The organism is Actinoplanes sp. CA-015351 (genome assembly GCF_050955685.1).
In the GTDB taxonomy this organism is placed as follows: Bacteria; Actinomycetota; Actinomycetes; order Mycobacteriales; family Micromonosporaceae; genus Actinoplanes.
Genome location: NZ_CP192102.1, coordinates 5,151,202 through 5,174,151, shown reverse-complemented (window position 1 = coordinate 5,174,151; position 22,950 = coordinate 5,151,202). Strand labels below are relative to the sequence as shown.

General features: G+C 70.7%; 16 protein-coding genes. 12 read left to right on the top strand and 4 right to left on the bottom strand.

Annotated elements, in window-relative coordinates:
• Positions 1–223: 223 nt before the first annotated feature.
• Positions 224–1,180: an AraC family transcriptional regulator gene (locus ACQP2E_RS23765; RefSeq protein WP_433825145.1), complete on the bottom strand. Its 957-nt coding sequence runs from the start codon at positions 1,178–1,180 to the stop codon at positions 224–226.
• Positions 1,181–1,546: 366 nt separating this feature from the next.
• Between ACQP2E_RS23765 and ACQP2E_RS23760 the strand changes: the two genes are divergently transcribed.
• From ACQP2E_RS23760 to ACQP2E_RS23715, 10 genes are all read left to right on the top strand, one after another.
• Positions 1,547–2,185 carry a CDP-alcohol phosphatidyltransferase family protein gene (locus ACQP2E_RS23760; RefSeq protein ID WP_433825144.1) on the top strand — a complete coding sequence of 213 codons (639 nt, stop codon included), beginning with the start codon at positions 1,547–1,549 and terminating at the stop codon, positions 2,183–2,185.
• Positions 2,182–3,102: a DUF881 domain-containing protein gene (locus tag ACQP2E_RS23755; protein ID WP_433825143.1), complete on the top strand. Its 921-nt coding sequence runs from the start codon at positions 2,182–2,184 to the stop codon at positions 3,100–3,102. The genes ACQP2E_RS23760 and ACQP2E_RS23755 overlap by 4 nt, the downstream gene beginning before the upstream one ends.
• Entirely contained in the window at positions 3,099–3,431 is a 333-nt protein-coding gene (locus tag ACQP2E_RS23750) for a small basic family protein (protein WP_433825142.1), read from the top strand. Before ACQP2E_RS23755 ends, ACQP2E_RS23750 begins: the two co-directional genes overlap by 4 nt.
• A 34-nt stretch (positions 3,432–3,465) precedes the next feature.
• Positions 3,466–4,365 carry a DUF881 domain-containing protein gene (locus ACQP2E_RS23745; RefSeq protein ID WP_433825141.1) on the top strand — a complete coding sequence of 300 codons (900 nt, stop codon included), beginning with the start codon at positions 3,466–3,468 and terminating at the stop codon, positions 4,363–4,365.
• A gap of 15 nt (positions 4,366–4,380) precedes the next feature.
• Positions 4,381–4,761, top strand: a complete 381-nt coding sequence (gcvH, locus tag ACQP2E_RS23740) for a glycine cleavage system protein GcvH (protein WP_111653037.1) — start codon at positions 4,381–4,383, stop codon at positions 4,759–4,761.
• A 157-nt stretch (positions 4,762–4,918) separates the two neighbouring features.
• Entirely contained in the window at positions 4,919–5,371 is a 453-nt protein-coding gene (odhI, locus tag ACQP2E_RS23735; protein WP_014445292.1) for an oxoglutarate dehydrogenase inhibitor Odhl, read from the top strand.
• A 68-nt stretch (positions 5,372–5,439) separates the two neighbouring features.
• On the top strand, positions 5,440–6,108 hold the full coding sequence (gene ftsR / locus ACQP2E_RS23730; protein ID WP_111653036.1) for a transcriptional regulator FtsR: 669 nt from the start codon (positions 5,440–5,442) through the stop codon (positions 6,106–6,108).
• 124 nt (positions 6,109–6,232) lie between these two features.
• Positions 6,233–6,697, top strand: a complete 465-nt coding sequence (locus ACQP2E_RS23725) for a bifunctional nuclease family protein (RefSeq protein ID WP_111653035.1) — start codon at positions 6,233–6,235, stop codon at positions 6,695–6,697.
• A gap of 171 nt (positions 6,698–6,868) precedes the next feature.
• Positions 6,869–7,414: a MerR family transcriptional regulator gene (locus tag ACQP2E_RS23720; protein WP_433825140.1), complete on the top strand. Its 546-nt coding sequence runs from the start codon at positions 6,869–6,871 to the stop codon at positions 7,412–7,414.
• 39 nt (positions 7,415–7,453) lie between these two features.
• Entirely contained in the window at positions 7,454–9,691 is a 2,238-nt protein-coding gene (locus tag ACQP2E_RS23715; RefSeq protein WP_433825139.1) for an ATP-binding cassette domain-containing protein, read from the top strand.
• Here ACQP2E_RS23715 and ACQP2E_RS23710 read toward each other — a convergent pair.
• Together ACQP2E_RS23710 and ACQP2E_RS23705 are read right to left on the bottom strand one after the other, a co-directional pair.
• Positions 9,615–17,195: a DUF7507 domain-containing protein gene (locus ACQP2E_RS23710; protein WP_433825138.1), complete on the bottom strand. Its 7,581-nt coding sequence runs from the start codon at positions 17,193–17,195 to the stop codon at positions 9,615–9,617. The genes ACQP2E_RS23715 and ACQP2E_RS23710 overlap by 77 nt on opposite strands.
• Positions 17,196–17,246: 51 nt before the next feature.
• Positions 17,247–18,038, bottom strand: coding sequence for an alpha/beta fold hydrolase (locus ACQP2E_RS23705; protein WP_433825137.1), 792 nt, complete (start codon positions 18,036–18,038; stop codon positions 17,247–17,249).
• Positions 18,039–18,142: 104 nt separating this feature from the next.
• On the opposite strand from ACQP2E_RS23705, the gene ACQP2E_RS23700 reads away from it, so the two are divergent.
• Positions 18,143–19,099, top strand: coding sequence for a sigma-70 family RNA polymerase sigma factor (locus ACQP2E_RS23700; RefSeq protein ID WP_433825136.1), 957 nt, complete (start codon positions 18,143–18,145; stop codon positions 19,097–19,099).
• 3 nt (positions 19,100–19,102) lie between these two features.
• On the opposite strand, the gene ACQP2E_RS23695 is transcribed toward ACQP2E_RS23700, so the two are convergent.
• The gene (locus ACQP2E_RS23695) at positions 19,103–19,399 is read right to left on the bottom strand and encodes a hypothetical protein (RefSeq protein ID WP_433825135.1); all 297 of its coding nucleotides are present in this window, start codon (positions 19,397–19,399) and stop codon (positions 19,103–19,105) included.
• Between the two features lie 206 nt (positions 19,400–19,605).
• On the opposite strand from ACQP2E_RS23695, the gene ACQP2E_RS23690 reads away from it, so the two are divergent.
• A complete protein-coding gene (locus ACQP2E_RS23690; protein ID WP_433825134.1) occupies positions 19,606–22,947 on the top strand; it encodes an NACHT domain-containing protein in 3,342 nt (1,113 codons plus the stop codon).
• Positions 22,948–22,950 lie beyond the last annotated feature (3 nt).

The window sequence follows — 22,950 nt, the reverse complement described above, 5'->3', positions numbered from 1 at the left end:
GGAGTCGCGGGCGACGCATGCCGTGAAATTGGTGGAACGGCCGCGACACCGCGCCGACGACGGCCCGCGCTCTGATCTTGTGAGTTTCGGGCCGGTTCGACGGCGCAACCGCACACCGTCGTCGAATCAGCGACGTTGGCTTGGCCGCTCGTGCGGCGGCGGCGGTGTTCGGGCGGCGGCAGTGACGGCATTCTCGTTGACGGCGACAACGGTGCTGGTGGTGTTACGTACGCAGGGTGTCGGAGGGGGTGACGCCGTACCGTTCGCGGTATGCGGCGGCGAAGCGGCTCGGGTGGGTGAAGCCGTAGCGGTAGGCGACCTGGGCGACCGTCGTGCCCGGGCGGGCCTGGCGCAACTCCTCGTGGACCAGCCCCAGCCGGAGCTGACGCAGGTATGTCATCGGCGGCATGCCGACGTACCGCTGGAAGCTCTGCTGCAGGGACCGCACGCCGACGCCGGCGATCACCGCCAGGTCGGCCACCGTGAACGGGCGGCCCGGCTGCGCGCGCATCGCCTCGACCACCCGCCGGATCGCGCCCGGGGCGGCCAGGACCGGCCGGTGGCGTTCCATGGCGTCGCGGTAACGGTGGCCGCTCGCCGTCAGCAGCCCGCTCACCAGGGTTTCCCGCAGGCGTGCGCCGATCACCGGGTGCCGGGTGAGTCCGGCCTCGCTGGTGTCGGCGGCGATCATCCGGGCCAGGCGTGCCCAGGCGGCGCCGGCGCCGTTGGTCAGATCGAGCATCGGGGCCAGGTCGATCGGCCCGCGGATCGGGGCGTCGAGCATCCGGGCGAGCTGGTTCTCCAGCTCGGCCCGCCCGATCTTCACGGCGATGATCCGGCAGTCGCCCTCCCAGCGGTCGATCACTGTGTCGCCGGTGGGCTGGTAGACACCGGCGCAGGCCGGAGTGGCCAGCTGCGAAGCGGCACTGCCCTGGTGGAAGGCGAGCCCACCGTGCAGGGGCATGTTGACGTGGTACGAGCCAAGTTCACCGGCCCGGATCCGCACGTCGACGCCGAAGTGCAGGTCGCCGACCGTCACCACGTCGTCGCCGCCGACCGCGAAGGACGCGGTCCACCCTGGCCGGGGGGAGAGGACGTCGACGTCCATGGTGTAGAAGTAGCGATTCAGCACCTGATGTGCCTGGTCGACGTCGCGGATGGCGTGAGTCACGGGTAACACGACGTACAGCTTGACGTTTCAATTGACGCCTTGCCAACCGGGTGTAACCGGCCGTGATCGCCTCATCCGGCACCTGGCCTCAGGAAACGAAGATCGAAGAGGGTCGCTGTGAATGCTGACACGTGTGACCACCCGTACAACGCCTGGACACGGCGATGGCCTAGCCTCCTAGGATGAACTAGGGGGTGTGGGCACTGTGACGGCGCGTCGGCGGCGGGAACGCGGCTGGTTATAGTTGCTCGGCGAGTGGCCGGGAATCAGGCGCATCCATCCGCGGGGGAGCGGATGTGACAGCGCGGTCACGAGCCAGGCGCCGAGCGGGGGCCCGGGCCGAGGGGGAGGGCCACGTTGAAGGGGGATGGCGTGATGTCGCAGCAGCCTGCGCCGTCCATCGAGACCTCCAACCGCATTTTCACCCTGCCCAACGTGATCAGCTTCCTGCGGCTGCTCGGCGTGCCGCTCTTCCTCTACCTGCTGCTCGTCGCGGAGCACGACGTCGCCGCGGTGATCGTGCTGGCGATCGGCGGCTCGACCGACTGGGTCGACGGTTACCTGGCCCGCCGGATGAACTCGGTGAGCCGCCTCGGTGAGCTGCTCGACCCGTTCGCGGACCGGCTCTACATCCTGGCCACGCTCGTCGGGTTCACGGTTCGCGAGGTCGTCCCGCTCTGGCTGACCGCCGCGCTGCTGGCCCGCGAGGTGGTGCTGGCCGTCGCGCTGCTGGTGCTGCGCCGCCACGGTCACGGCCCGCCGCCGGTTCACTACGTCGGCAAGACCGGCACGTTCCTGCTGCTCGCCGCGTTCCCGATCATTCTGCTGGCCAAAGCGGTGCCGTCCTGGGAGTCGTGGGCGTACCCGACCGGCTGGGGCCTGGCCTGGTGGGCGCTCGGGTTGTACTGGGCGGCTGCGGCTCTCTATCTGATCCAGGCGGCGCGCCTGTTGCGCGCTGACCGGGAAAATCCGCGCGCCGACGAAAATCCGCGCCCCGACACGGTGCAGTCGTGACGGTTCCGGATCCGGACGGCGCCTCGGCGGGCAAACGGACCTACGGCCCCGACTTCCTGACCGCCCTGTTCCAGAACCCGCTCGACCCCGGTTACGCGGATGCCGCGGCACGCCGGGCCGAGGGGCGCGGGCGTACCGGCACCGCGGCGAAACTGGCCGGTGGCTCGACCGCCCTGATGCTGCTGGTGATCGGTTTCCTGCTGGTGGTGGCCTATCGGCAGACGGTCGCCGAGGAGCCGGCCCGCACGGTGGCCCGCGACGAGCTGATCGAGCAGGTGGAGAACCGGCGCGACGAGACCGCCGAGCTGCAGGGCCGCGCCGACGAGCTGGCGGCGAAGGTCGCCACGCTGCGCGAGCAGAAACTCAGTGGTGAGGCCCTGGCGCAGCTGCGTGACCTGGAGGCGGCCACCGGCTTCGCCGCGGTGCACGGCAACGGCGCGAAGATCACCCTGGCGGACGGCCCGACGACGGTGGACCCGGTGACCGGGGAGCGCCGCACCGAGAGCCGGGTGAAGGACACCGACCTGCAGCTCGCGACGAACGCGCTGTGGAGCGCCGGCGCCGAGGCGATCTCGATCAACGGTCAGCGGCTCACCGCCACGTCGACGATCCGTCAGGCCGGTGAAGCGATCCTGGTGAACGTGCAGCCGGTCGCCACACCGTACGAAGTGGTGGCGATCGGGCCGGGTGACCTGGCCGGTGATTTCAGGTCCGGTTACGCCGGGCACTTCTTCGAGACCCTGGTCGCGCGGTACGGCATGTCGTTCGACGCGACCGCGGTGAAAAACGTGACGCTGGACGCGGCGACCGAGCTGAAACTGCGGGCCGCGACCCCGAGTAGATCGACCCCCAGCACACCTTCCCCCAGCACCCCCGTGCCCGCGCCGTCGGGCTCCGCGTCGGAAGGCGGCCGATGATCGCCGTACTTGCCCTGCTCGCCGGTGTCCTGCTGGGCATCGTCTTCCACCCGGCGGTGCCGCCGGAGCTGGTGCCCTATCTGCCGATCGCGGTGGTGGCGGCGCTGGACGCGGTCTTCGGCGGGGTGCGCGCCAAGCTGGACGGGATCTTCGACGACAAGCAGTTCGTCGTGTCGTTCATCTCCAACGTGCTGGTGTCCGCGTTCATCGTCTACGTCGGTGACCAGCTCGGCGTCGGTGGTCAGCTGTCCACCGGTGTTGTGGTCGTGCTCGGCGTGCGGATCTTCGGTAATGTCGCGGCAATTCGCCGGCACCTGTTCCGGGCCTGAGACGACTGTGGGCTGAGACGACTGTGGGACTGCGATGACCGACCACGAGGAAGAGCTGAAGGACTCGGCTGAGCCGCTGGCCGCCGAGCCGACAGTCGACCTGACTCGATCGGGTGAAGCTGTGAACCTTCCGGAGAAAGCAGCTGAGCCTTCTCCCGGCGTACCCAAAAGTGATCTTGATCCCCCCGAAGGCGCGACCAACGGTCAAGATCCAGATCCTGTGGGTACGCCGGAAGCGAAACGCTCCTCGCGCCGCCCCGCACCCGCCGGGACCCTGATCTGGGTGTTGCTCGCGCTGCTCGGGTTCAGCCTGGTGGTGCAGCTGCGCAGCAACGACGCGGACCACGGGCTGGCCACGGCGCGGCAGGAGGACCTGGTCCGCATCCTCAGCGATCTGGAGGCGCAGGACAGCCGGCTGCTCTCCGAGATCCAGGCCCTGGAGACGACCCGGCAGCAGCTCTCGTCGGGCGTGCAGGGCCGGGAGGCGGCCCTGGCGGAGGCGAGCAAGCGCAGCGAGGAGCTGGGCCTGCTGGCCGGGACCGTGCCGGGGCAGGGCGCCGGGCTGGAGATCACCCTGACCAAGGTGAAAGCGTCCGACATTCTCAACACCGTTCAGGAGCTGCGTGGTTCCGGCGGTGAGGTGATGCAGCTGAACGGCGATAACGGCGCAGCTGTGCGCGTCGTCGCGGCGACCTATTTCGTGGACGCCCAAGGTGGTGGAATCCTCGCCGACGGTGTGCATCTGACGGGTACGTTCCGTCTTCTGGTGATCGGTCCCGCCGGAACGATGAGTACCGCGCTGCAGATCCCGGGCGGGGTGGTGGCGTCGGTGAAGAACGACGGCGGTAGCGTGACCATGGACTCGCGCTCCATGGTCGAAGTGACCGAGGTGCGTAAGGCGACAGCCTTGCAGTACGCGCGTCCGGTTTCGTGATTAACGGAGGAAGCGTTGATTCCTGAGGATCTGCGGTACACCGCGGAGCACGAGTGGGTCGCCGGTGACGGCAGTGGCCCTGTGCGGGTGGGCATCACCCATTTCGCGCAGGACGCGCTCGGTGACATCGTCTTCGTGCAGCTGCCCGACGAGGGCACGGTGGTGCAGGCGGGTGACTCGCTCGGTGAGATCGAGTCGACGAAGAGCGTCTCGGAGATCTACGCGCCGATAGCGGGAACCGTCGTGGCCAAGAACGCGACTCTCGCCGACGAGCCGGAAATCATCAACGGCGAGCCGTACGCGGCGGGCTGGCTGGTGGAGATCGCCCCGGATGACCCGGCGGTGCTCGATTCGCTTCTCGACGCGGCGGCGTACCGGGCGTTGACCGAGAGCTGATAAAGCGTATATCGGCCTCCGCGAGTCTTGTTGCCTCGCGATATTGGCGCTGACTAGGCTCGCCAAGCACACGAAGAACTGTTATTCCTTTGAAACCGATAGTCGTGCGTCGGGCTGTAATCGGCCGCGGCGACCAACTGATCCGTGAGGTGGTCCGATGACGCGCCCAGACGACGAGTTTCCCCCACTCGACGTCACGTCCACGCTGAACCTTGGCGCCCTTGACGAGGTGCTCGAGGGACCCGAGACCGACGTGGTGCCGAGCCGGATGTCCGGTTCGCTGCCGCCCGGTATGGCGCTGCTGGTGGTCCGCCGTGGCCCGAACGCGGGTGCCCGGTTCCTGCTGGATCACGACGTGACGACCAGTGGACGGCACCCGGACAGTGACATCTTCCTCGACGACGTGACGGTTTCGCGCCGCCACGCCGAGTTCCACCGTGACGGCGGCACGTTCACCGTGCGCGACGTCGGCTCGCTCAACGGCACGTACGTCAACCGTGAGCGCGTCGAGGCCGCGACGCTGAGCAACGGGGACGAGGTCCAGATCGGCAAGTTCCGGCTGGTCTTCATCGCCGGCCCGCGACCGGAGGGCGAGGGCGGCCGGGCGTGAACCCGTCGGGGGCGGCCGCGCGTGACCCCGGGGCTTCGGGCCCCGCGGGCGGGCGTGAGGGTGCGCTGATGAGCATCGGGGAGGTGCTGGCACATTTGCGCACCGAGTTCCCCGACACCACGATCTCGAAGTTGCGGTTCCTGGAGGCGGAGGGTCTTGTCGACCCGCAACGCACCGCCTCCGGGTACCGCAAGTACTCCTGGAACGACGTGGCCCGGCTGCGTTTCGTGCTGACCGCGCAGCGGGACCAATATCTGCCGCTGCGCGTCATCCGCGAACAGCTGGACCGTCTGGAGCAGGAGCCGGCGGTGCCGCAGCGGCCCACGCTGGTGGCGGTGGGCACCCAGCGCCCGGCCGACCCGGCGGACACCCGGATCCCCAAGGACGACCTGATCGAACGCACCGGTGTCGACGAGGCGGTGCTGGCCGAGCTGGAGCAGATCGGTCTGGTCACGGCCCGCCCCCCGGGCTGGTACGACGCCGACGCGGTGATCATCGTGGAGGCTGTGGTCGGGCTCGGCCGCTACGGGCTGGAAGCGCGTCATCTGCGCGCGTTCCGCAACGCCGCGGACCGGGAAGTGGGCCTGTTCACACAACTGCTGGCGCCGATGGCGCGTCAGCAGGACCCGGCAGCCCGGGCTCGGGCCGCCGAGACGGCACGTGACCTGCAAGCGCTCTCGCAGCGGTTGCACGCGGCTCTGGTTCGCTCCGGCCTGCGCGGCGAACTGGGTCGTTGACCCGGTTCGGCCTACCCTTTGCGGGGTGTCCCGCACTCCTCGGATACCAGGGGTGTGCGTGTACCGTGCAGATGAGGGGCGGCTGGAACCACAGCGGCAACAAAACAACGACACGGAGGCGGCGGTGCGCGAGCTGAGCGTGGTCGGGGTCCGGGTGGAGCTGCCCAGCAACCAGCCGATCGTTCTGCTGCGGGAGGTCGACGGCGACCGTTACCTTCCGATCTGGATCGGTGCGGTCGAGGCGACCGCTATCGCGTACGAGCAGCAGGGGGTCAAGCCGGCTCGTCCGCTGACCCACGACCTGCTGCGGGACATCCTCGCCGCGCTGGACGCGCCGCTGAAGGCTGTCGAGATCACCGAGCTGAAGGACAACGTCTTCTACGCCGATCTGCTGATCGGCGAGGACCTGCGTGTGTCGGCCCGGCCGAGTGATTCGATCGCCCTGGCGCTGCGCGTGGGCGCGCCGATCCGCTGCGCGGACGAGGTGCTCACCGAGGCCGGCATCGTCATCCCGGACGAGCAGGAGGACGAGGTGGAAAAATTCCGCGAGTTCCTCGACCAGGTCCGCCCGGAGGACTTCGCGGGCTGAGCAGGTCCGCCCCGGCCGACCGATCGAAGCTCGCCGACGGATTACCTCGCTCGCACGCGGCGTGTCGTGCGGTTACCTCCATGTTTCCGCCATGACTGAGATATACGCTCGTGAAGTCCAGGTGAACCGGCACATCGCCTAGATTCGTTCATGGGCAGGGGAGGTAATCGCGTGCACGAGCAGCCCCTTGAAGGCCCTCTCGTCGGCGAGGACGGCTCGGTCGGGTACCGCGGGGTCACGGCGTGTCAGGCCGTGGGTATCAGTTACCGGCAACTCGACTACTGGGCTCGCACCACGCTGGTGGTGCCGAGCGTGCGGGACGCCACCGGCTCCGGCACTCAGCGGCTCTACTCCTTCCGGGACCTGGTGGTCCTCAAAGTGGTGAAACGGCTGCTGGACGCGGGCGTCTCCCTGCAGAACATCCGCCGGGCGATCGAGACGCTGCGCTCACGCGGCGTGGACGACCTCGCGGAGATCACCCTGATCTCGGACGGCACGACGGTGTACGAGTGCCGTTCCCCGGAGGAGGTCGTCGACCTGCTCCAGGGCGGGCAGGGTGTGTTCGGCATCGCGATTGGCGGCGCCTTCAAGGAGATCCAGGGTTCGCTGTCGCACCTGCCGGCCGAGCCGGCGATGCCGCAGCCGCTGGACGCCGTCCCGGAGCCCAGCGGGAACGACGAGCTGGCGGCCCGCCGGGCCAGGCGCCGCGCCGGATAGCGGACAGCTTCTGACCGGAGTGCGCGATAGCGTCGCCGGGTGACTGAAGCCATCCAGGTTCGCGGTGCCCGGGAGAACAACCTTCTCGATGTCTCCGTCGACATCCCGAAACGGCAACTGACCGTCTTCACCGGCGTCTCCGGATCCGGTAAGTCGTCGCTGGTGTTCGGCACCATCGCTGCCGAGTCCCAGCGGCTGATCAACGAGACGTACTCGGCGTTCCTGCAGTCGTTCATGGGCAGCCCGGCCCGGCCCGACGTCGACGCGCTGCACCATCTGAGCGCCGCGATCGTGGTCGACCAGGAGCGGATGGGCGCCAACGCCCGGTCCACTCTCGGCACCGCGACCGACGCGTACACCATGCTCCGGATCGTGTTCTCCCGGCTCGGCGAGCCGGGGGTGGGCAGCGCCCTGGCGTATTCGTTCAACGCCGAGGGCATGTGTCCCGGCTGCGAGGGCCTCGGCAAGGTCTCCACGATCGACGTCGACCAGTTGGTCGACCGGTCCAAGTCGATCAACGAGGGTGCGATCACCGTCCCGAACTTCACGGTCGACGGGTGGTACGTGCGCGGGTTCGCCGAGTCGGGCCTCTTCGACCCGGACAAACCGATCAGCGCGTTCAGTGAGCGGGAGCTGCAGGACTTCCTCCACAAACCGGCCACGAAGATGCGGATCGCCGGCATCAACACCACCTACGAGGGCCTGGTCGTCAAGGTTCAGCGGTCGTTCTTGAGCAAGGATCGGGAGGCGCAGCAGCCGCACATCCGCGCCTTCATCGACCGCGCGGTGACCTTCCAGGAGTGCCCCGAGTGCGGGGGAGCGCGGCTGCGCGCCGAGGTGCTCGCCTCCCGGATCGACGGGCGCAACATCGCCGAGTGCTCCGCCATGCAGGTCAGCGACCTGGCGGCGTTCCTCGACGGGATCACCGCACCGTCGGTCGCGCCGGTGCTGGCGAACCTGCGGCAGACCCTCGACTCACTGGTCGAGATCGGACTCGGTTACCTGTCGCTGGACCGCGAGTCGGGCACCCTCTCCGGCGGTGAGGCTCAGCGGGTCAAGATGGTGCGCCACCTCGGCTCACCGCTGACCGACATCACGTACGTCTTCGACGAGCCCACCGTCGGCCTGCACCCGCACGACATCGAGCGGATGAACGGCCTGCTCCGGCGCCTGCGGGACAAGGGCAACACGGTCCTGGTGGTGGAGCACAAACCGGAGACGATCGCGATCGCCGACCACGTGGTCGACCTCGGCCCGGGCGCCGGTCCGGCCGGCGGGCGCATCCAGTTCGAGGGGACCGTCGACGGGCTGCGGGCATCAGATTCGGTCACTGGGCGATACCTCGGGCACCGGGTCGGTCTCAAGGACGCGGTCCGCGCCGCGTCCGGAACGCTGCCGATCCGCGACGCCAGGACACACAACCTGCGGGACGTGTCGGTCGACATCCCGGCCGGGGTGCTGACCGTGGTGACCGGGGTGGCCGGCTCCGGGAAGAGCTCACTGATCTACGGATCGCTGCCGCGGCGCGAGGGCGTGATCGTGGTGGACCAGTCGGCGATCCGGGGTTCGCGGCGCAGCAACCCGGCCACCTACACCGGGCTGCTCGACGGGGTGCGTACCGCGTTCGCCAAGGCCAACAAGGTGAAGCCGGCGCTGTTCAGTGCGAACTCGGAGGGCGCCTGCCCGAACTGCAAGGGCATCGGCCTGGTCTACATGGACCTCGCCATGATGGCCGGTGTGGCGACGGTCTGCGAGGAGTGCGAGGGCAAACGGTTCACCGCCGAGGTGCTCGGTTACAAGCTGCGCGGCCGGGACATCAGCGAGGTCCTCGCCATGCCGGTGAGCGACGCGCTGGAGTTCTTCACCGAGAGGCCGGCCCGGGTGATCCTGGACCGGCTCGCCGCTGTCGGCCTCGGGTACATCACCCTGGGCCAGCCGCTCAACACGCTCTCCGGCGGCGAGCGGCAACGCCTCAAACTGGCCGTGCACATGGCCGGCGGCACCGCCACCTACCTGCTGGACGAGCCGACAAGCGGCCTGCACCTGGCCGACGTCGACAAGCTTCTCGCGCTCCTGGACCGGCTGGTCGACGCCGGCAACACGGTGGTGGTGATCGAGCACCACCTGGCCGTGATGGCGCACGCCGACTGGATCGTCGATCTGGGCCCGGGCGCCGGCCACGACGGCGGTCAGGTGGTCTTCACCGGCACACCCGCCGATCTGGTGGGTTCGGCGGACACTCTGACGGCTCGTCACCTGCGGGCGTACGTGGCCTGATCGGGCGGCGTGCCAGCAGCATCAGCACCAGGCCGGCAGCGATCGAGCCGGCGCCGGCCAGGCCGAGTGGCGACAGGTCCCCGCCGGTGATCGGCATCGGCGCGCCCGGCGTGGCGGGTCGTGACGGTGCCGTGGTCGCGCCCGGGTTGCCGCCGCCGGGTCCCGGGCTGGCGGTGGGGCTGCTGCTGATCCCCGGTGACGGCGTGTGACCCGGCACCACGATCACCGAGGGCGCGTCCACGTCGACCTCGTCGGCGCCGCCCGGAGCGAACATGGCGATCCGGGCGACGTCCTGGTGCCGGCCGGATGCGATCTCCGCCTCGGTGAGGTGGAAGATCCCGGAGTGGCAGATGGCCTCGGCGGCCGGCGGCAGCACCGTGCGGTCGCAGGTGACCGCCGCGGGCAGGCCGGTGACGGTCAGGCCGGAGAGGGTGACGTTGCCGGTGTTGTCCACCACGACGGTCGACACCACCGGCTCGAACGCGCTGAGTTCGCCGTCCCCGTCGTTGTCCTGCCAGCGGGCGTGCTGCTCGGCCGCGACAGCGGGCGCGGCCGGCACCACCGTCACGTCGGCCTCGTCGTTGTCGAAGGTGGCCGGGGCGTCCGCTCCCGGCGCCACACCGGCGACCGCGGCGGTCCGGGCCACCGCCCGTCCCGAGTCGATCTCCTCCTGGGTGATCACGTGGACGCCGGCGCCGGTGCAGGTCATCGTCTCGCCCTCGGCCAGCGACGACGAGGGACAGGAGATGGCGGCCTGCGCTGCGGTGTCCGCCGTGATCGCGGTGCGGATGCCGGACGCCGCGGTGGTGCCGGCCGTGATCGCGGTGCGGATGCCGGACGCCGCGGTGGTGTCGGTGACCGTCACGCCGGTCATCGTCAGCGTGCCGTCGTTGGTCACCAGGTACCGGTAGGTGACCCGGTCGCCGGCCCGGACCGCGCCGTGGTGCTCGGGCGGGTCCACGTCGGCGAGGACCTCGACCGCCAGGGACGGCGTGCCCTCGGTGACCTCGACGGGGTCGCTGAACGGGCCGGACGTGAGAGCGGTGGTCGTGCCGGGCGGGCGGCCGGAGACGTACGCGGCGTTGCGGACCGGGGTGCCGGCAGCGGCGTCGTCCGGGGTGACCCGGTACGACCGGGTGGAGAGGCAGGTCATCCCGGCGCCGGCCGCGAGGATGTCGGACGGGCAGCCGGCGGGGCCGACGGGGGCGTCACCGATCGTTATCGCGCTCATGGTGACGTTGCCCTCGTTGATGACCGCGTACCGGTAGGTGATGGTGTCGCCGGGCTGTGCCGCCGCTTGCCGGGCGGCCGGGCTGACCACGGCGGTGACCGCCAGCCGCAGCGCCGGAGCCGCGGCGGCGACCGGGACCGCCGAGGTGACCGGCCCGAACGTCGTGGCGGCGGCGCCGGGAGCGCTGCCGGAGACGCTCACGCTGTCACCGATCGGGGTTCCGGCGTCCACGTCGGCGGCGGTGACCCGGTACTCCTCCGGCGGGCGGCACGTGGTGGTGGCACCGACCGGCAGCGTGGTGTCGGCGCAGGGCGCGGCGCCGAGCCGGGTGCCGGCGACGGTGATCGCCCTCATCGTGACGTTGCCGGAATTGGCCACCGTGTACCGGTACCTGACCAGGTCGCCGGTCGCGGCCGCGTTCTGCCGGGCCGGCGGGGACACCGTGGGTGTCACGGTGAGCGTGAGCCCAGGGGCGGCAGCGGCGACCGGGACCACGGCGGTGGCCGGGGCGGACCCGGCGACGACCGCCTGGCCGGGGCCGCGCGCGGTCGCCGTCGCGGTACGCGTCAGCGGCGCACCCGCGTCCACCTCGTCCTGGCCGACCACGTGGGAGGTGACGGCGTCACAGGTGACACTGGCGTCCGGGGCGAGGACCTGGATGGGGCAGACGGCGAGGCCGCCGGTGGAGTCGGTGACGACGAGCGCGGTCGTCGTCACGTTGCCGGTGTTTGTCGCGGTGTACCGGTAGGTCACCGTGTCGCCGGCCTCGGCGGCGTTCTGCCGCGCGGGCGGGTCGACGGTCGCGGCGGCGTCCACCTGGAGCGCCGGGGCAGCGGTGACGACGCCGACGGTGGCCGAGACGGGCGCGTGGGTGTCCGGGCTCGCCGCTCCGGGCGCGCGGGCCGCGGCCGTCGCGGTCTCGGCGGGCACCGCGCCGGCGTCCACATCGGCCTGGGTGACAGTGTGGACCCGCGCTGCCGTGCAGGTCATGCTCGTCCCGGCGGCGAGGGCGGGCTGCGGGCAGGTCACCGCGCCGCCGAGGTCGGCGATGACGCTGATCTGGTCGAGGGTGACGTTGCCGGTGTTGCCGAGCGCGTACCGGTAGGTCACCGTGTCGCCGGCCTCGGCCGCGTTCTGCCGGGCGGCGGGGGAGACGGCCGGCAGCACGGCCACGGTCAGCTCCGGGGCGGCGCGGGCGACCATCACCGGTGCGGCGAACGGCCCGATCGCGAGCGGGCCACCCGATGGCGTCCGGGCCGTCGCGTACGCGGCGCCGCCGACCGGGACCTGCGCGTCGAGGTCGGCCGGGGTGACCGGGTATCCCCTCGCGGCGACGCAGGTCGCGGTGCCGCCGACGGCGAGAGCGGCGGTGTCACAGGTGACCGGTCCGGCCGGGGCATCGGTGACGGCGAGCTGGTCGAGGGTGACGTTGCCGGTGTTGGTGACCGTGTACCGGTAGGTGACGGTGTCGCCGGCCTGGGCGGCGTTCTGCCGGGCGACCGGCGAGACGGCGGCGGCGACCGTGACGTTCAGCGCCGGCGCGGCGGGTGCCAGGTGCACGTCCGCGGCGTGCGCGGGGAACGACGCGGTGATGCCGCCGGTGTGCCCGGTCACCGTGGCGGTCTCGGTGATCGCCTGTCCGGCGTCGATGTCGGCCTGGCTGATCAGGTACGCGACGCGGGTGCACGGCGTGGCCTGGCCGGGGTGGAGCAGGGCCGAGCCGCAGGTGATCGCGCCGCCGAGAGTGCCCGCCACGGTGATCTGGTCCATCGTCACGGTGCCGTTGTTGGTGACGGTGTACCGGTAGTCGATGGTGTCACCGGCCCGGGCGGCGTTCTGCCGGGCGGCCGGGGACACCTCCGGCGTGACGGTGATCGCGAGGGAGGCCGTGGCGACCACCAGGGCGACGTTGCTGCGTGCCTGCGGTGAGGTGACGGTTCCGGTGGCGCCCGGCCCGGTGCCGGAAGCGGTCGCGGTACGGGTGATCGGCCCCCCGCCCAGGATGTCCGTGGCGGTCACCGGGTAGGACGCGTTGCCGCAGGTGGCCGAGTTCCCGGCGGCCAGGACGGCGGTGTCGCAGGTGACCGGGCCGCCGGCCGAGGCGGTGACCGCGACACCGGTGATCGTGACGTTGCCGGTGTTGGTGACCGTGTACGCGTAATCGATCGTGTCGCCGTCCCGGGCGGCGTGCTGGCCGGCCGCCGGCGACAGCGCGGTCGTGATGGTGATCGTCAGTGCCGGAACGGCCGGCGCGACCGGGACCGCGACCGAGCGGGGTGGGAACGCGGCGCTGACCCCGGCCGGGCTGCGGCCGGTGACGGTGGCGGTCTCGGTGACCGGCAGCCCGGCGTCCAGGTCGGCCCGGGTGACCGTGTACGGCGCACCGGTGCAGGTCGCCGACGCCCCGGCGGCCAGCCGGCCGGGGGTGCAGGTCAGAGCGCCGCCGAGGGAGCCGGCCGCGGTGATCTGGTCCATCGTCACGTTGCCCGTGTTGGTGACCGAGTACTGGTAGGTGACGGTGTCGCCGGCCTGGGCGGCGTTCTGCCGGGCCGCCGGATTCACGGTCGCGGTGACGGCCATCGACAGGGCGGGCACCGGCGCGGTGACGGCCACCGTGGCCGTGCCGGGCGAGAGCGACGTGACGACGCCGTCGGCCGGGGTGGCGGCCCGCGCGGTGGCGGTCTCGGTGATCGGCTGGCCGGCGTCGAGGTCGGCGCGGCTGACCGTGTACGGCGTGCCGGCGCAGACGACAGTGGCGCCGGTGGCGACCGGCCCGGACGGGCAGGTGACGGTCCCGCCGGTGGTGGCCTGCACGGACGGGTCGGCCACGGTGACGTTGCCGGTGTTGGCGATCGTGTACCGGTAGCTGATGGTGTCCCCGGCCGCCGCCGCGTTCTGCCGGGCCGGCGGGTCGACGGTCGCTGCCACCGCGACGGTCAGCGCCGGGGCGGCCGCCACCACGGGAACGTCGGCGAGCGCCGCCCGGAAGGTGGTGGCCGCCGTGTCACCGGGACCGAAACCCGCGACCACAGCGGTGTTGGTGATCGGATGGCCGGCGTCGACGTCCGCCTGGGTCACCGGGTACGGCGTGCCGGCCCGGCAGGTCATCGATGCCCCGGCGGCCAGGGTGGCCGACGGGCAGACCGCGGATCCGCCGATGCCGGTGGTCACCGCGATCTGGCTGATGGCGACGTTGCCGGTGTTGGTGACCGGGTAGTCGAAGCCGACGGTGTCGCCGGCGCGGACGGCGCCGCGGTGCGCGGCGGGCACCACGACCGGGCTGATGGTGACCGCGAGGGACTCGGCTTCCGGGGTGACCGTGACGCTCGCGGTACCGCTGTCGTTGCCGCCGGCCGGGTCGGTGCTGTCCGCGTGGGTGACCCGGACAGTGCTGACGATCGTGCCGGCGTCGTGGGCGGTGCCGGTCAGATCCAGTTCGGCCGTGTCGCCGGCGTCCAGTTCGCTGAGGTGCCAGGCGTGGTCGGTGTCGTCGTACCCGCCGTGGTCGGTGCTGCCGCCGTTGAGGATCAGACCGGTGCCGGGCTCGGCACGCAGGATCACGTTGCGGGCGTCGGACGGGCCGGCGTTGCGTACCGTGGCCCGGAACCGCACCGGGTCGGTCTGCACCACCGCGGGCGTGCTGGTGGTCTGTGTGACGGCGAGGTCGGCGCGGTGCGCCACGGCGATCGTGTCGGTCTCGCTGTTGTCGCCGGGATCCGGGTCGGCCGAGACGGCGCTGACCTCGGCGTCGCGGATCAGCCGGGTGCCGGGATAGCCGGCCGCCACCGTGCCGGTGAAGGTGACCTGCCAGGTCCCGGCCGCGGCGAGGTCGTGCAGGGTGCAGAGCAGGACACCGCCGTCGGCGGTCACCGAACCGGTGCCGCCCGCACCCTGGAACCGGCAGGAACCGGCGCCGGCCGCCGCGGCGGGCACGACGTCACCGGCCGGGATGTGCTCGGTCAGCACCAGGCCCTCGGCGCGGGTCGGCCCCCGGTTGGTGACGGTCAGTGACTCGACAAGGCGCTCGCCCGCCACCGCCGGGCCGGTGACGCTGTGGGCAATCTCCAGGTCGGCGGAGAGCTCGATGGTGAGCGCGCTGGTGTCGGTGTCGTTGGCGGCGTTGCTGTCGGCGGTGGGCGACACGACAGTGGTGATGGCGTGGGCGAGCCCGGCCGCCGCCCAGGACTCGATCCGTACCGTGCCGGTCAGCACGACCGGCACGTTGTTGCCGGTCAGCGTGGGGATGGTGCATCCGGCCAGGGTGCAGCCGGCTCCGGAGCCGGGCACGATGGTGAGCCCGGCCGGCGCGGTGACGTTCACGGCGACGGCGTGCGCGTCGGACGGCCCGTGATTGCGGACGGTCAGGGTGTACCCGACCTCGTCGCCGGGCCGGGCGGTGGCGGAGTCCAGGTGCAGGCCCACACCGAGGTCGGCGACCTCGACGTCGTGCGACTGCACCTCGGCGCTGTTGTTGGTGAGCACCGGGTCCGGTGTGGACGCGGTCACCGCGACCGCGCTGTCGATCTCGGCGCCACCGTTCGGCGGCAGCGTGACGTCCAGGGTCGCGGTGGCGCCGGCACCGGGTGCGAGGTCGGCGAGGTCGCACTCCAGGGTGTGCGCGGCAGCGGCGTACGAGCACACGCCGCCCGCCGACGACGCGGACGGATAGGTGGCGCCCTGCGGCACCGGGTTGGTCAGCACGATGTCGCGTGCGTACGAGGGCCCGGTGTTGGTGACCGTCGCGGTGTACCGGGCCGGTGCCCCGGCCACCGGGTTGACCGGCGCGGTCAGGGTCACCGCCAGGTCCGCGCTGGTGGTGACGGTGTTGCTGACCGTCGCCGCGTTGTCCGTGGTGTCCAAATCGAACGTGGTGTCGGTGGCGGTCGCGGTCAGCGCGTACCGGGTGCCCGCCGTGGCCGCTGCCGGGACCGTCCCGGTGATCCGGACGGTCCGGGTGGCGCCGGCCGCCACGCTCGGGTACGCACAGACGGCACCACCGCCACCGACCGAGCACGTGCCGCCGGGCGACGTCGCGGCCACACCGGTGAGCGCGGCCGGGACGGCGGCGCTGAGCTGCACCGAGGCCGCAGCGGAGGGCCCTGAGTTGGTGGCGGTGACGGTGTACTCGGTGGCCCGGCCGGCCACCAGCGAACCGGTCATCGCGGCGGTGACACCGAGGTTCGCGGCGGCGGCCACCGGGATGGCGGCGGTGTCGGAGGCCGAGGTCAGCGTGTTGCCGGAGAGCGCGTCGGTGTACCCGGCGACGGCGTCGTCGGAGATCGTGGTGGCGGCGGCCGCGGTGCCGGCCGTGACCTGATAGGTCATGGTGCGGGCGTCGGCCGCCCCGATGACGCCGCCTGCGGTCGCGGTGGCGCCGGTGCCGGCCCGGATCCGCACGGTACGGGTTGCCGCGTCGTACTCCCCGGTGTCGTCGCCGGCCGCGTCGGTCGGTTTCACCACCGTGGTCCCGGTGATCGAGCGCAGCGAGCCCGGCACGTACGTGACGTTGGCCGGCAGGTCGTCACTGATCGTGACGAGACGCGCGGGGTTGCCACCGGCGTTGCGCGTCGTGACCGTGTAGGTGAGCACGTCGCCCGGGTACGCGGTGGCCGCGCCGGACGCGTCCGCCACAGCCGTGGTGGTGACCAGGCAGGCCGCCGAGCCGAACGAGATCGCGTCGAGGAAGTTGCCGATGCTGGGGCTGGTGCTGGCCGAGGCGACCGACCGGAACGCGAACCGGGTGGTGGTCTGCCCGGCCGGCACCGAGTACACGCCGGCGTACGTGCCCCAGGCCGAGGTGCCGTCGGCGATCACCGGGCCCTGCTGGACCAGTGTCCCGGCGGGCGCTCCGATCAGCACCGACATGGTGTCGATGCCGGTGCGCCCGCGGTGCTTGAGCTCCCACCGCAGGGTCTGCCCGGGTGTGGTCGGCAGGTCCTGGTAGAGCGTGGAGACCTGGTTGGCGTTCAGCTCGGCGTGCTGGCTGCCGGAGCCGGCCGGGACGCCGCCGTACCCGCGCCACAGCTCGATCATCTTGTCGGTCGCCGTGGTCAGCCAGCCCGGCACCAGGGTCTGCGACATGATGCTGACGCCGCCGGTGGCGATCACCGGTGTCTCGAAGTCGCCGTTGGTCAGCGCCACCGGCGTCGGGCAGGTGCTCTGCGCGGCGCCGGCCGGCAGGCGGGGTGCGGGCAGCACCACACCGGCGACCACAATGATCATGACGATCAGGGCCACCGGTGACAGGCGCAGGAGGGATCCGGAGACGGCCATACCGGCTGATTCTGAAATAAAATTCGCAATAGCGGGCCGATACGCCAAAGGTCAGTCCTGTTTTGCCAGGAACGCCAGCGAGGCGGACGCGAACAGCGGGGAGTCGACCAGGTTGTAATGGGTCAGGCCCGGCAGGATCGCGAGGGCGTGCCCGCCCTTGGGCCGGCCCTCGCCCATCCAGCCGCCGTCGCGCAGGCCGCCGTCGAGCAGGCCGAAGACCTCGACGAAGTGGCTCGGCGGGCACATGTCCGCGTCAGCCGCCATGATCAGCGTCGGCACCTGCAGGCCGCGGACGTCCTCGGTGAAGTCGAAGTCCTTCGCCATCGCCTCGCCGATCTTGTCGAGCAGCCGGGGGAAGTCGTCCGGACGCGGCGCGACCCGCTGGTACAGCTCGTACATCGGGGTCTCCTTCATGAACTCGGCGGCCGCGCCGGTGACCTGGCCCTGCTGCTCCAGGATCTCCGGGTAGGTGGCGTCGCGCCGGATCCCGGCCGAGGCGACGACCGCCCGGCGGACTTTCTCCGGGTGCCGGATCGCGACCTGCAGGGCCACGCCGCCGCCGAGCGAGAAGCCGGCGACGTCGGGGTTCTCCAGGCCCAGGTGGGTGATCAGCGCGCCGATGTCGTCGGCCATGGTCGCGATGTCGATCGGCCGGTCGATGTCCGCGGTGCGGCCGTGCCCCTGCAGGTCGGGCAGGATCACCTGGTGGTTCGCGGCGAACAGGTCCAGGATCGGGCCGAACATCTCGCCGGAGCCGAGGCCGCCGTGCAGCAGGACCAGCGGGCGTCCCTCGCCGTGGATCTCGTAGTAGAGGTTGATGCCGTTGACGTCCGCGTAAGCCATGACCGGTTCCCTTCGCTGATATGTGACGCCGGGGTAGACCGCCAGGGTGGCGTGAACTCATCGGAGGTGGCGGAGGAATTTCGAATTCGACTAGGTTCGGCAGCGTGACCGACATCGAGACGCAGCTCGAGACCTTCCGGCCCGAGCTCACCGGGTACTGCTACCGGATGCTCGGCTCCTCCTTCGAGGCCGAGGACGCGGTGCAGGACACGATGATCCGCGCCTGGAAAGGCTTCAGCGGCTTCGAGGGCCGCTCGGCGCTGCGCTCCTGGCTCTACCGGATCGCCACGAACGTCTGCCTGACCATGCTGGGCAGCGCGCAGCGGCGGGTGCGCCCGATGGATCTGAGCCCGGCTGGTTCCGGCTCCGCGACCAACCCCGGCGAGCCCCGGCCCGACCAGATCTGGGTGGGGCCGGTCCCGGACGAGAAGATCTTCGAGGGTACGGATCCCGCGCACCTGATCGCCGCACGGGAGTCGGTCCGGCTGGCGTTCGTGGCGGCACTGCAACACCTGCCACCACGGCAGCGGGCGGTGCTGATCCTCCGCGCGGTGCTCGCCTGGTCGGCACAGGAGGTGGCCGACCTGCTCGACACCACGGTCGCCAGCGTGAACAGCGCCCTGCAGCGGGCCCGGTCCACGATCGCCGCGGCGGACATGACGGCCTCGGCGTACCAGCCGCTCGACGCCGGCCAGCGGGCGCTGCTCGCGCGGTACGTGACGGCCTTCGAGGCGTACGACCTGACGGCGCTGACGTCGCTGCTGCACGAGGACGCCACGCTGTCGATGCCGCCGCTGCCGCTCTGGCTGCGCGGCCACGACGACATCACCGCGTGGATGTCCGGCACCGGCTCCGGCTGCCGGGGCTCGCGCCTGCTGCCCACTGTCGCCAACGGGATGCCGGCGTTCGGGCAGTACCGGGCGGCCGCCTCCGGCGAGGGCCACGAGCCGTGGGCGCTGATCGTCCTGGAGCTGTCCGGCGGCCGGATCGCGGCCGTCAACAACTTCCTCGACACGGCCGGCCTGTTCCCCCTCTTCCACCTGCCGGCGCGGCTGAACTGAGCCTCACCTCCGATCGGCCTCGCCGGGGTTCAGCAGGGCCTCGGTCAGGCCGAGCAGGGCGATCAGCCGGCGCAGCTCGGGGCCGGGGTCGCGGACGTGCAGCTGCCACCCGTACCCGATGGTGGTGAGCCGCAGGCGAGCGACTGCCTCGACCACCGGGAGACCGGGCCGGTCCGGGCCGGTGACCTCGCAGATCACCACCCCCGGCGGCCGGCCGCGCAGCAGCACCGCGAGATCGGCGCAGAGCGCCGGGATCTCCGCGCGGCCGACCCCCGCCCCGACCCGGAAAATCATCACCATGACCGCTACGACCAGCGGCGAACCCCGAACTCATCGGTCCGGAGCCCTCGGCCCGACGCCTGGTATCTCACCACCGCTGTGACCTGGCGCACGAGCACACGCAGTCATCGGTGGCGCCACGAGCGCCGCACTCGCACCGGTCGCCGTGATCCTGTTACCCCGGACGGTGGATGGCCGAGGGATCGGGGTGCCGATAACCTGCGCCCGTGGCCCGATCCCGACTGTCCTATCCGGATGCTGTCAAGCTGCTCATCGGCGGCGACGACCCGATCACACTCCTGGGGCGTGCCGCCGGGGGAGCGATGCTGCTCGCGGCCCCGTTCGCGCAGGGGCTGCTCGGCTGGTTCGACTACAAGGGCGAGGCGAACAACGTCCTGCGCGAGCTACTCGGACGCGCGCCGGCCCGGATCCGGTCGACCCGCGGCAGGCGGCACTACGAGCTGATCGAGGCCGCCCACACGGTGCTGGTGGTGTCCTCCTTCTTCGACGCGCTGCAGAAACACATCGGCGACCGGTTCAAGACCCTGGAACTGACCGATGAGGAGCGGACGCGAGTTCTGAACGGCGCGCCACTGGGCACCCACAGCGCGGTTTCGATGCCCGACGCACTGACCGGCTTCGACGAGAACCTGCCGGCGGTGGAGCGTGCTCTGTCCTCGATGCACGCGGCATTCCGCGATTTCGCCGAGGGGTTGGCGGCCGCGCAGGGGATGACGATGCCGGCCGCCGAACTGGTCGTCGGGGTGGCGTTGTCGCTGTACCGGGAGCGCTATGTGCGACTCGGCGTGGACGTACCCGAGTTCGGCATCTGGTCCCAGCTGGCCGAACACGCCGCGACCAGGGCTGAGGTCCGCCGCCAGACCGAAACACTCACCGGCCTGGCCGAGAGGCTCGCGAGGATCGTTGACGGCGCGGCTCCGGCGGCCGTCGAGGGGCTGGCACTGCAATACGCGGACGTGCTGCGTCGGCCGTTGTGGCGCTCCGACGCCCCGGCCCCGGACGGTCTTTCCTTTCCGACCGTGGAGAGGGGCTTCATCAGCCCGGCATTCCGGCTTGCGGTCTGTGATAAGGAGGCACACCTCTCCGACGAGAACTGGTGGAGGAAACAGAAAACCCGGGACGACCTGGAGACGTTCCTCGCCGGGTATTTCACCGCGCCGGACAGCACACAACGCCCCCTGGTCATTCTCGGACACCCGGGCGCCGGAAAGTCCCTGCTGACCGAAGTCGTGGCAGCCCGCGTACCTGCGGAGGCGTTCACGACGATCCGTGTTCCGCTGCGACGGGTGGATCCCGATGCGGCCGTTCATCAACAGATCGAGGCGGCGGTCGAGAAGGTCACCAAGGAACGGATCAGCTGGGGCGACCTGTGCCGGGCAGCGGACACCACGAAAGTGATCCTGCTCGACGGCTTCGACGAGCTGGTGCAAGCCACTGGCGTGACCCAGTCGCACTACGTCGAGGCAGCGGCAACCTTCCAGCAGGAGGAGTGGGTGCAGGGCCGTCCTGTCGTCGTGGTGATCACCTCTCGGACCCTGGTGATGGACCGCACTGTGGTCCGGGAGGGCACCGTTGTCATCAAGCTGGAGGCCTTCGACGAGGACCAGGTTGGCCGTTGGGCCGACGCCTGGAACGCGGTCAATCACGATCAGGCCGGATTCCGTCCGCTGACCCGGTCCGAGCTGTGGCGGCACCAGGAACTGGCGAGCCAGCCGCTACTGCTGCTCATGCTCGCGGTCTACGCGGCCGAGGCGGGTGAACTCGGCGCGGACGACCTCTCCACCGATCAGTTGTACCGCCGGCTGCTCGACTCGTTCATCCGGCGCCAGGTCCGGGAGAAGTCGACGGAACGTCTCGCCGAGGCGGCCTTCGCCAAGTCCGAGGGGGACAGCCGTCGTGATCTCGCCGCGGTGGCGTTCGCGATGTTCAACCGCAAGCGGCAGTGGGTTACCGAGGAGGACCTGGGGCTCGACCTGAAGGCCCTGCACCCGGATTCTCCTACGCAGCAGGAGGTGGTCGCCGGTGAGCCGGTGAGCCGGGCTCGTCGCACGGTTGCGGCGTTCTTCTTCGTGCATGTGGCGCAGACCGGCGACGAGGCGCGGACCGCCGGCCGCCGGTCCTACGAATTCCTGCATGCCACGTTCGCCGAATACCTGGTTGCCGAGCACACCCTGGAGCTCATCAAGGATCTCGCCGTCGACTGGCAGCTGGCGCAGCGCAGGGCCTACAAGGTCGACCTCAGCGATCGTGTGTTGCGGGCATTCTTGTCGCACCAGCCGCTGACGAACGGCGAGCAGGTCGTGCCGTTCCTGCTGAGGATGATCGAAGGGCTAGTTGAGGACGAGCAGGCCGCGGTGAGCGAAGTGGCGCTGGAGCTGTTCCGGTCGGCGCGGAGGCGGATCCAGGACGACGAGTACCGCCCGACGCCGTTCGACGTGGTGAACCGCACCGCCGCCTACACCGCGAACCTGATTCTTCTCGCGGTCCTGGCTCGCGGTGGCGAAGGAGTCGCAATTGAGGAGTTCTCCGGCACGCCGGACACCCCGGCTCTCGATTCGACTGTGCGGCTCTGGCGGAGCGGATTGGACGCCGAGGCGCAGGAGGGCCTCTTCGCCGTGATCGATAGGACGGATTCCCGCTATCTGGTCGCGAGCAGGGGCTCTCGTCCGCCAGAGGTCAGCGAGGCGAGGCTGGCCGGGGAGAACTATTTCGAGGCAGTTTTGCATGCGGGCATGTCCACACTCTGGACCGGCGACGGATCGCTGGCGAAGCCCATGACCGACGTCCAGCGAATTTTCCATCAGCATGTCTCGGAGACTGCTATGTACCGGTGGTCCTCCGTCATTGTGGGAAGCCCGGTGTCATATCTGACAGGCCAGTATGAGCAGATCAGGGAGTTGGCGGGTTCCGACCCTGACGCTGCCTCGACTGCCGAGAGCAGGTTCCTGCTCGCGATGTGCCTGCTTCAGGATTCCGAAGGTTTACCCCCGACGTTGGTCAGCGAAGTCGTTCGCGCGGCTTTGCTCGTTACCGACCATGTCGGCCTTTCGGCTATGACGGCGGCATTGGCGCTGCACAGGCCTCATCTGATCCGCGAGAACAGCGCTCTCGTCGAGATCATCGAACAATCCGGCGACTTCCTTCTTCTTTTCGAGAGGGCCCGCAGGTCTCGCGACAAGGATCCTGAGGTCCTCGATCCCATCATCGACACACTGCGAGCGAAGGTCGTCCGTCAGGTCGCCGAGCACACGGTGATGCTCAGTGGCGCGGTGCCGTCGATGATCGCAGGCTTCCAGGATCAGCCCGCTGTTGTGGCCGAGATCTTGAGCAAGTGCCGCCGAGAAGCCGGCCCACATTGGGCAGATCTGCGGCCGGCCGAATTTCTTGCGGCCATCGATGTCCCCGCATTCGACCTGCCCCGGTATTCCTCGTATCTGGACGGCTATGTCACCTGGTATCGAGAGGGGGTCCTCGACGGGGAGGACGCGGTTGCCTTCGCCCGGCTTCAGGACCTGCTGGCCGGACTCAGAACGCCGGACGAAGGCTGAGGC

Coding starts and splice junctions, on each gene's coding strand:
- ACQP2E_RS23695 (WP_433825135.1), bottom strand. CDS start 19,399: ATGGTGATGATTTTCCGGGTCGGGGCGGGGGTCGGCCGCGCGGAGATC.
- ACQP2E_RS23710 (WP_433825138.1), bottom strand. CDS start 17,195: ATGGCCGTCTCCGGATCCCTCCTGCGCCTGTCACCGGTGGCCCTGATC.
- ACQP2E_RS23705 (WP_433825137.1), bottom strand. CDS start 18,038: ATGGCTTACGCGGACGTCAACGGCATCAACCTCTACTACGAGATCCAC.
- odhI (WP_014445292.1), top strand. CDS start 4,919: ATGACGCGCCCAGACGACGAGTTTCCCCCACTCGACGTCACGTCCACG.
- ACQP2E_RS23750 (WP_433825142.1), top strand. CDS start 3,099: ATGATCGCCGTACTTGCCCTGCTCGCCGGTGTCCTGCTGGGCATCGTC.
- ftsR (WP_111653036.1), top strand. CDS start 5,440: ATGAGCATCGGGGAGGTGCTGGCACATTTGCGCACCGAGTTCCCCGAC.
- ACQP2E_RS23760 (WP_433825144.1), top strand. CDS start 1,547: ATGTCGCAGCAGCCTGCGCCGTCCATCGAGACCTCCAACCGCATTTTC.
- ACQP2E_RS23745 (WP_433825141.1), top strand. CDS start 3,466: ATGACCGACCACGAGGAAGAGCTGAAGGACTCGGCTGAGCCGCTGGCC.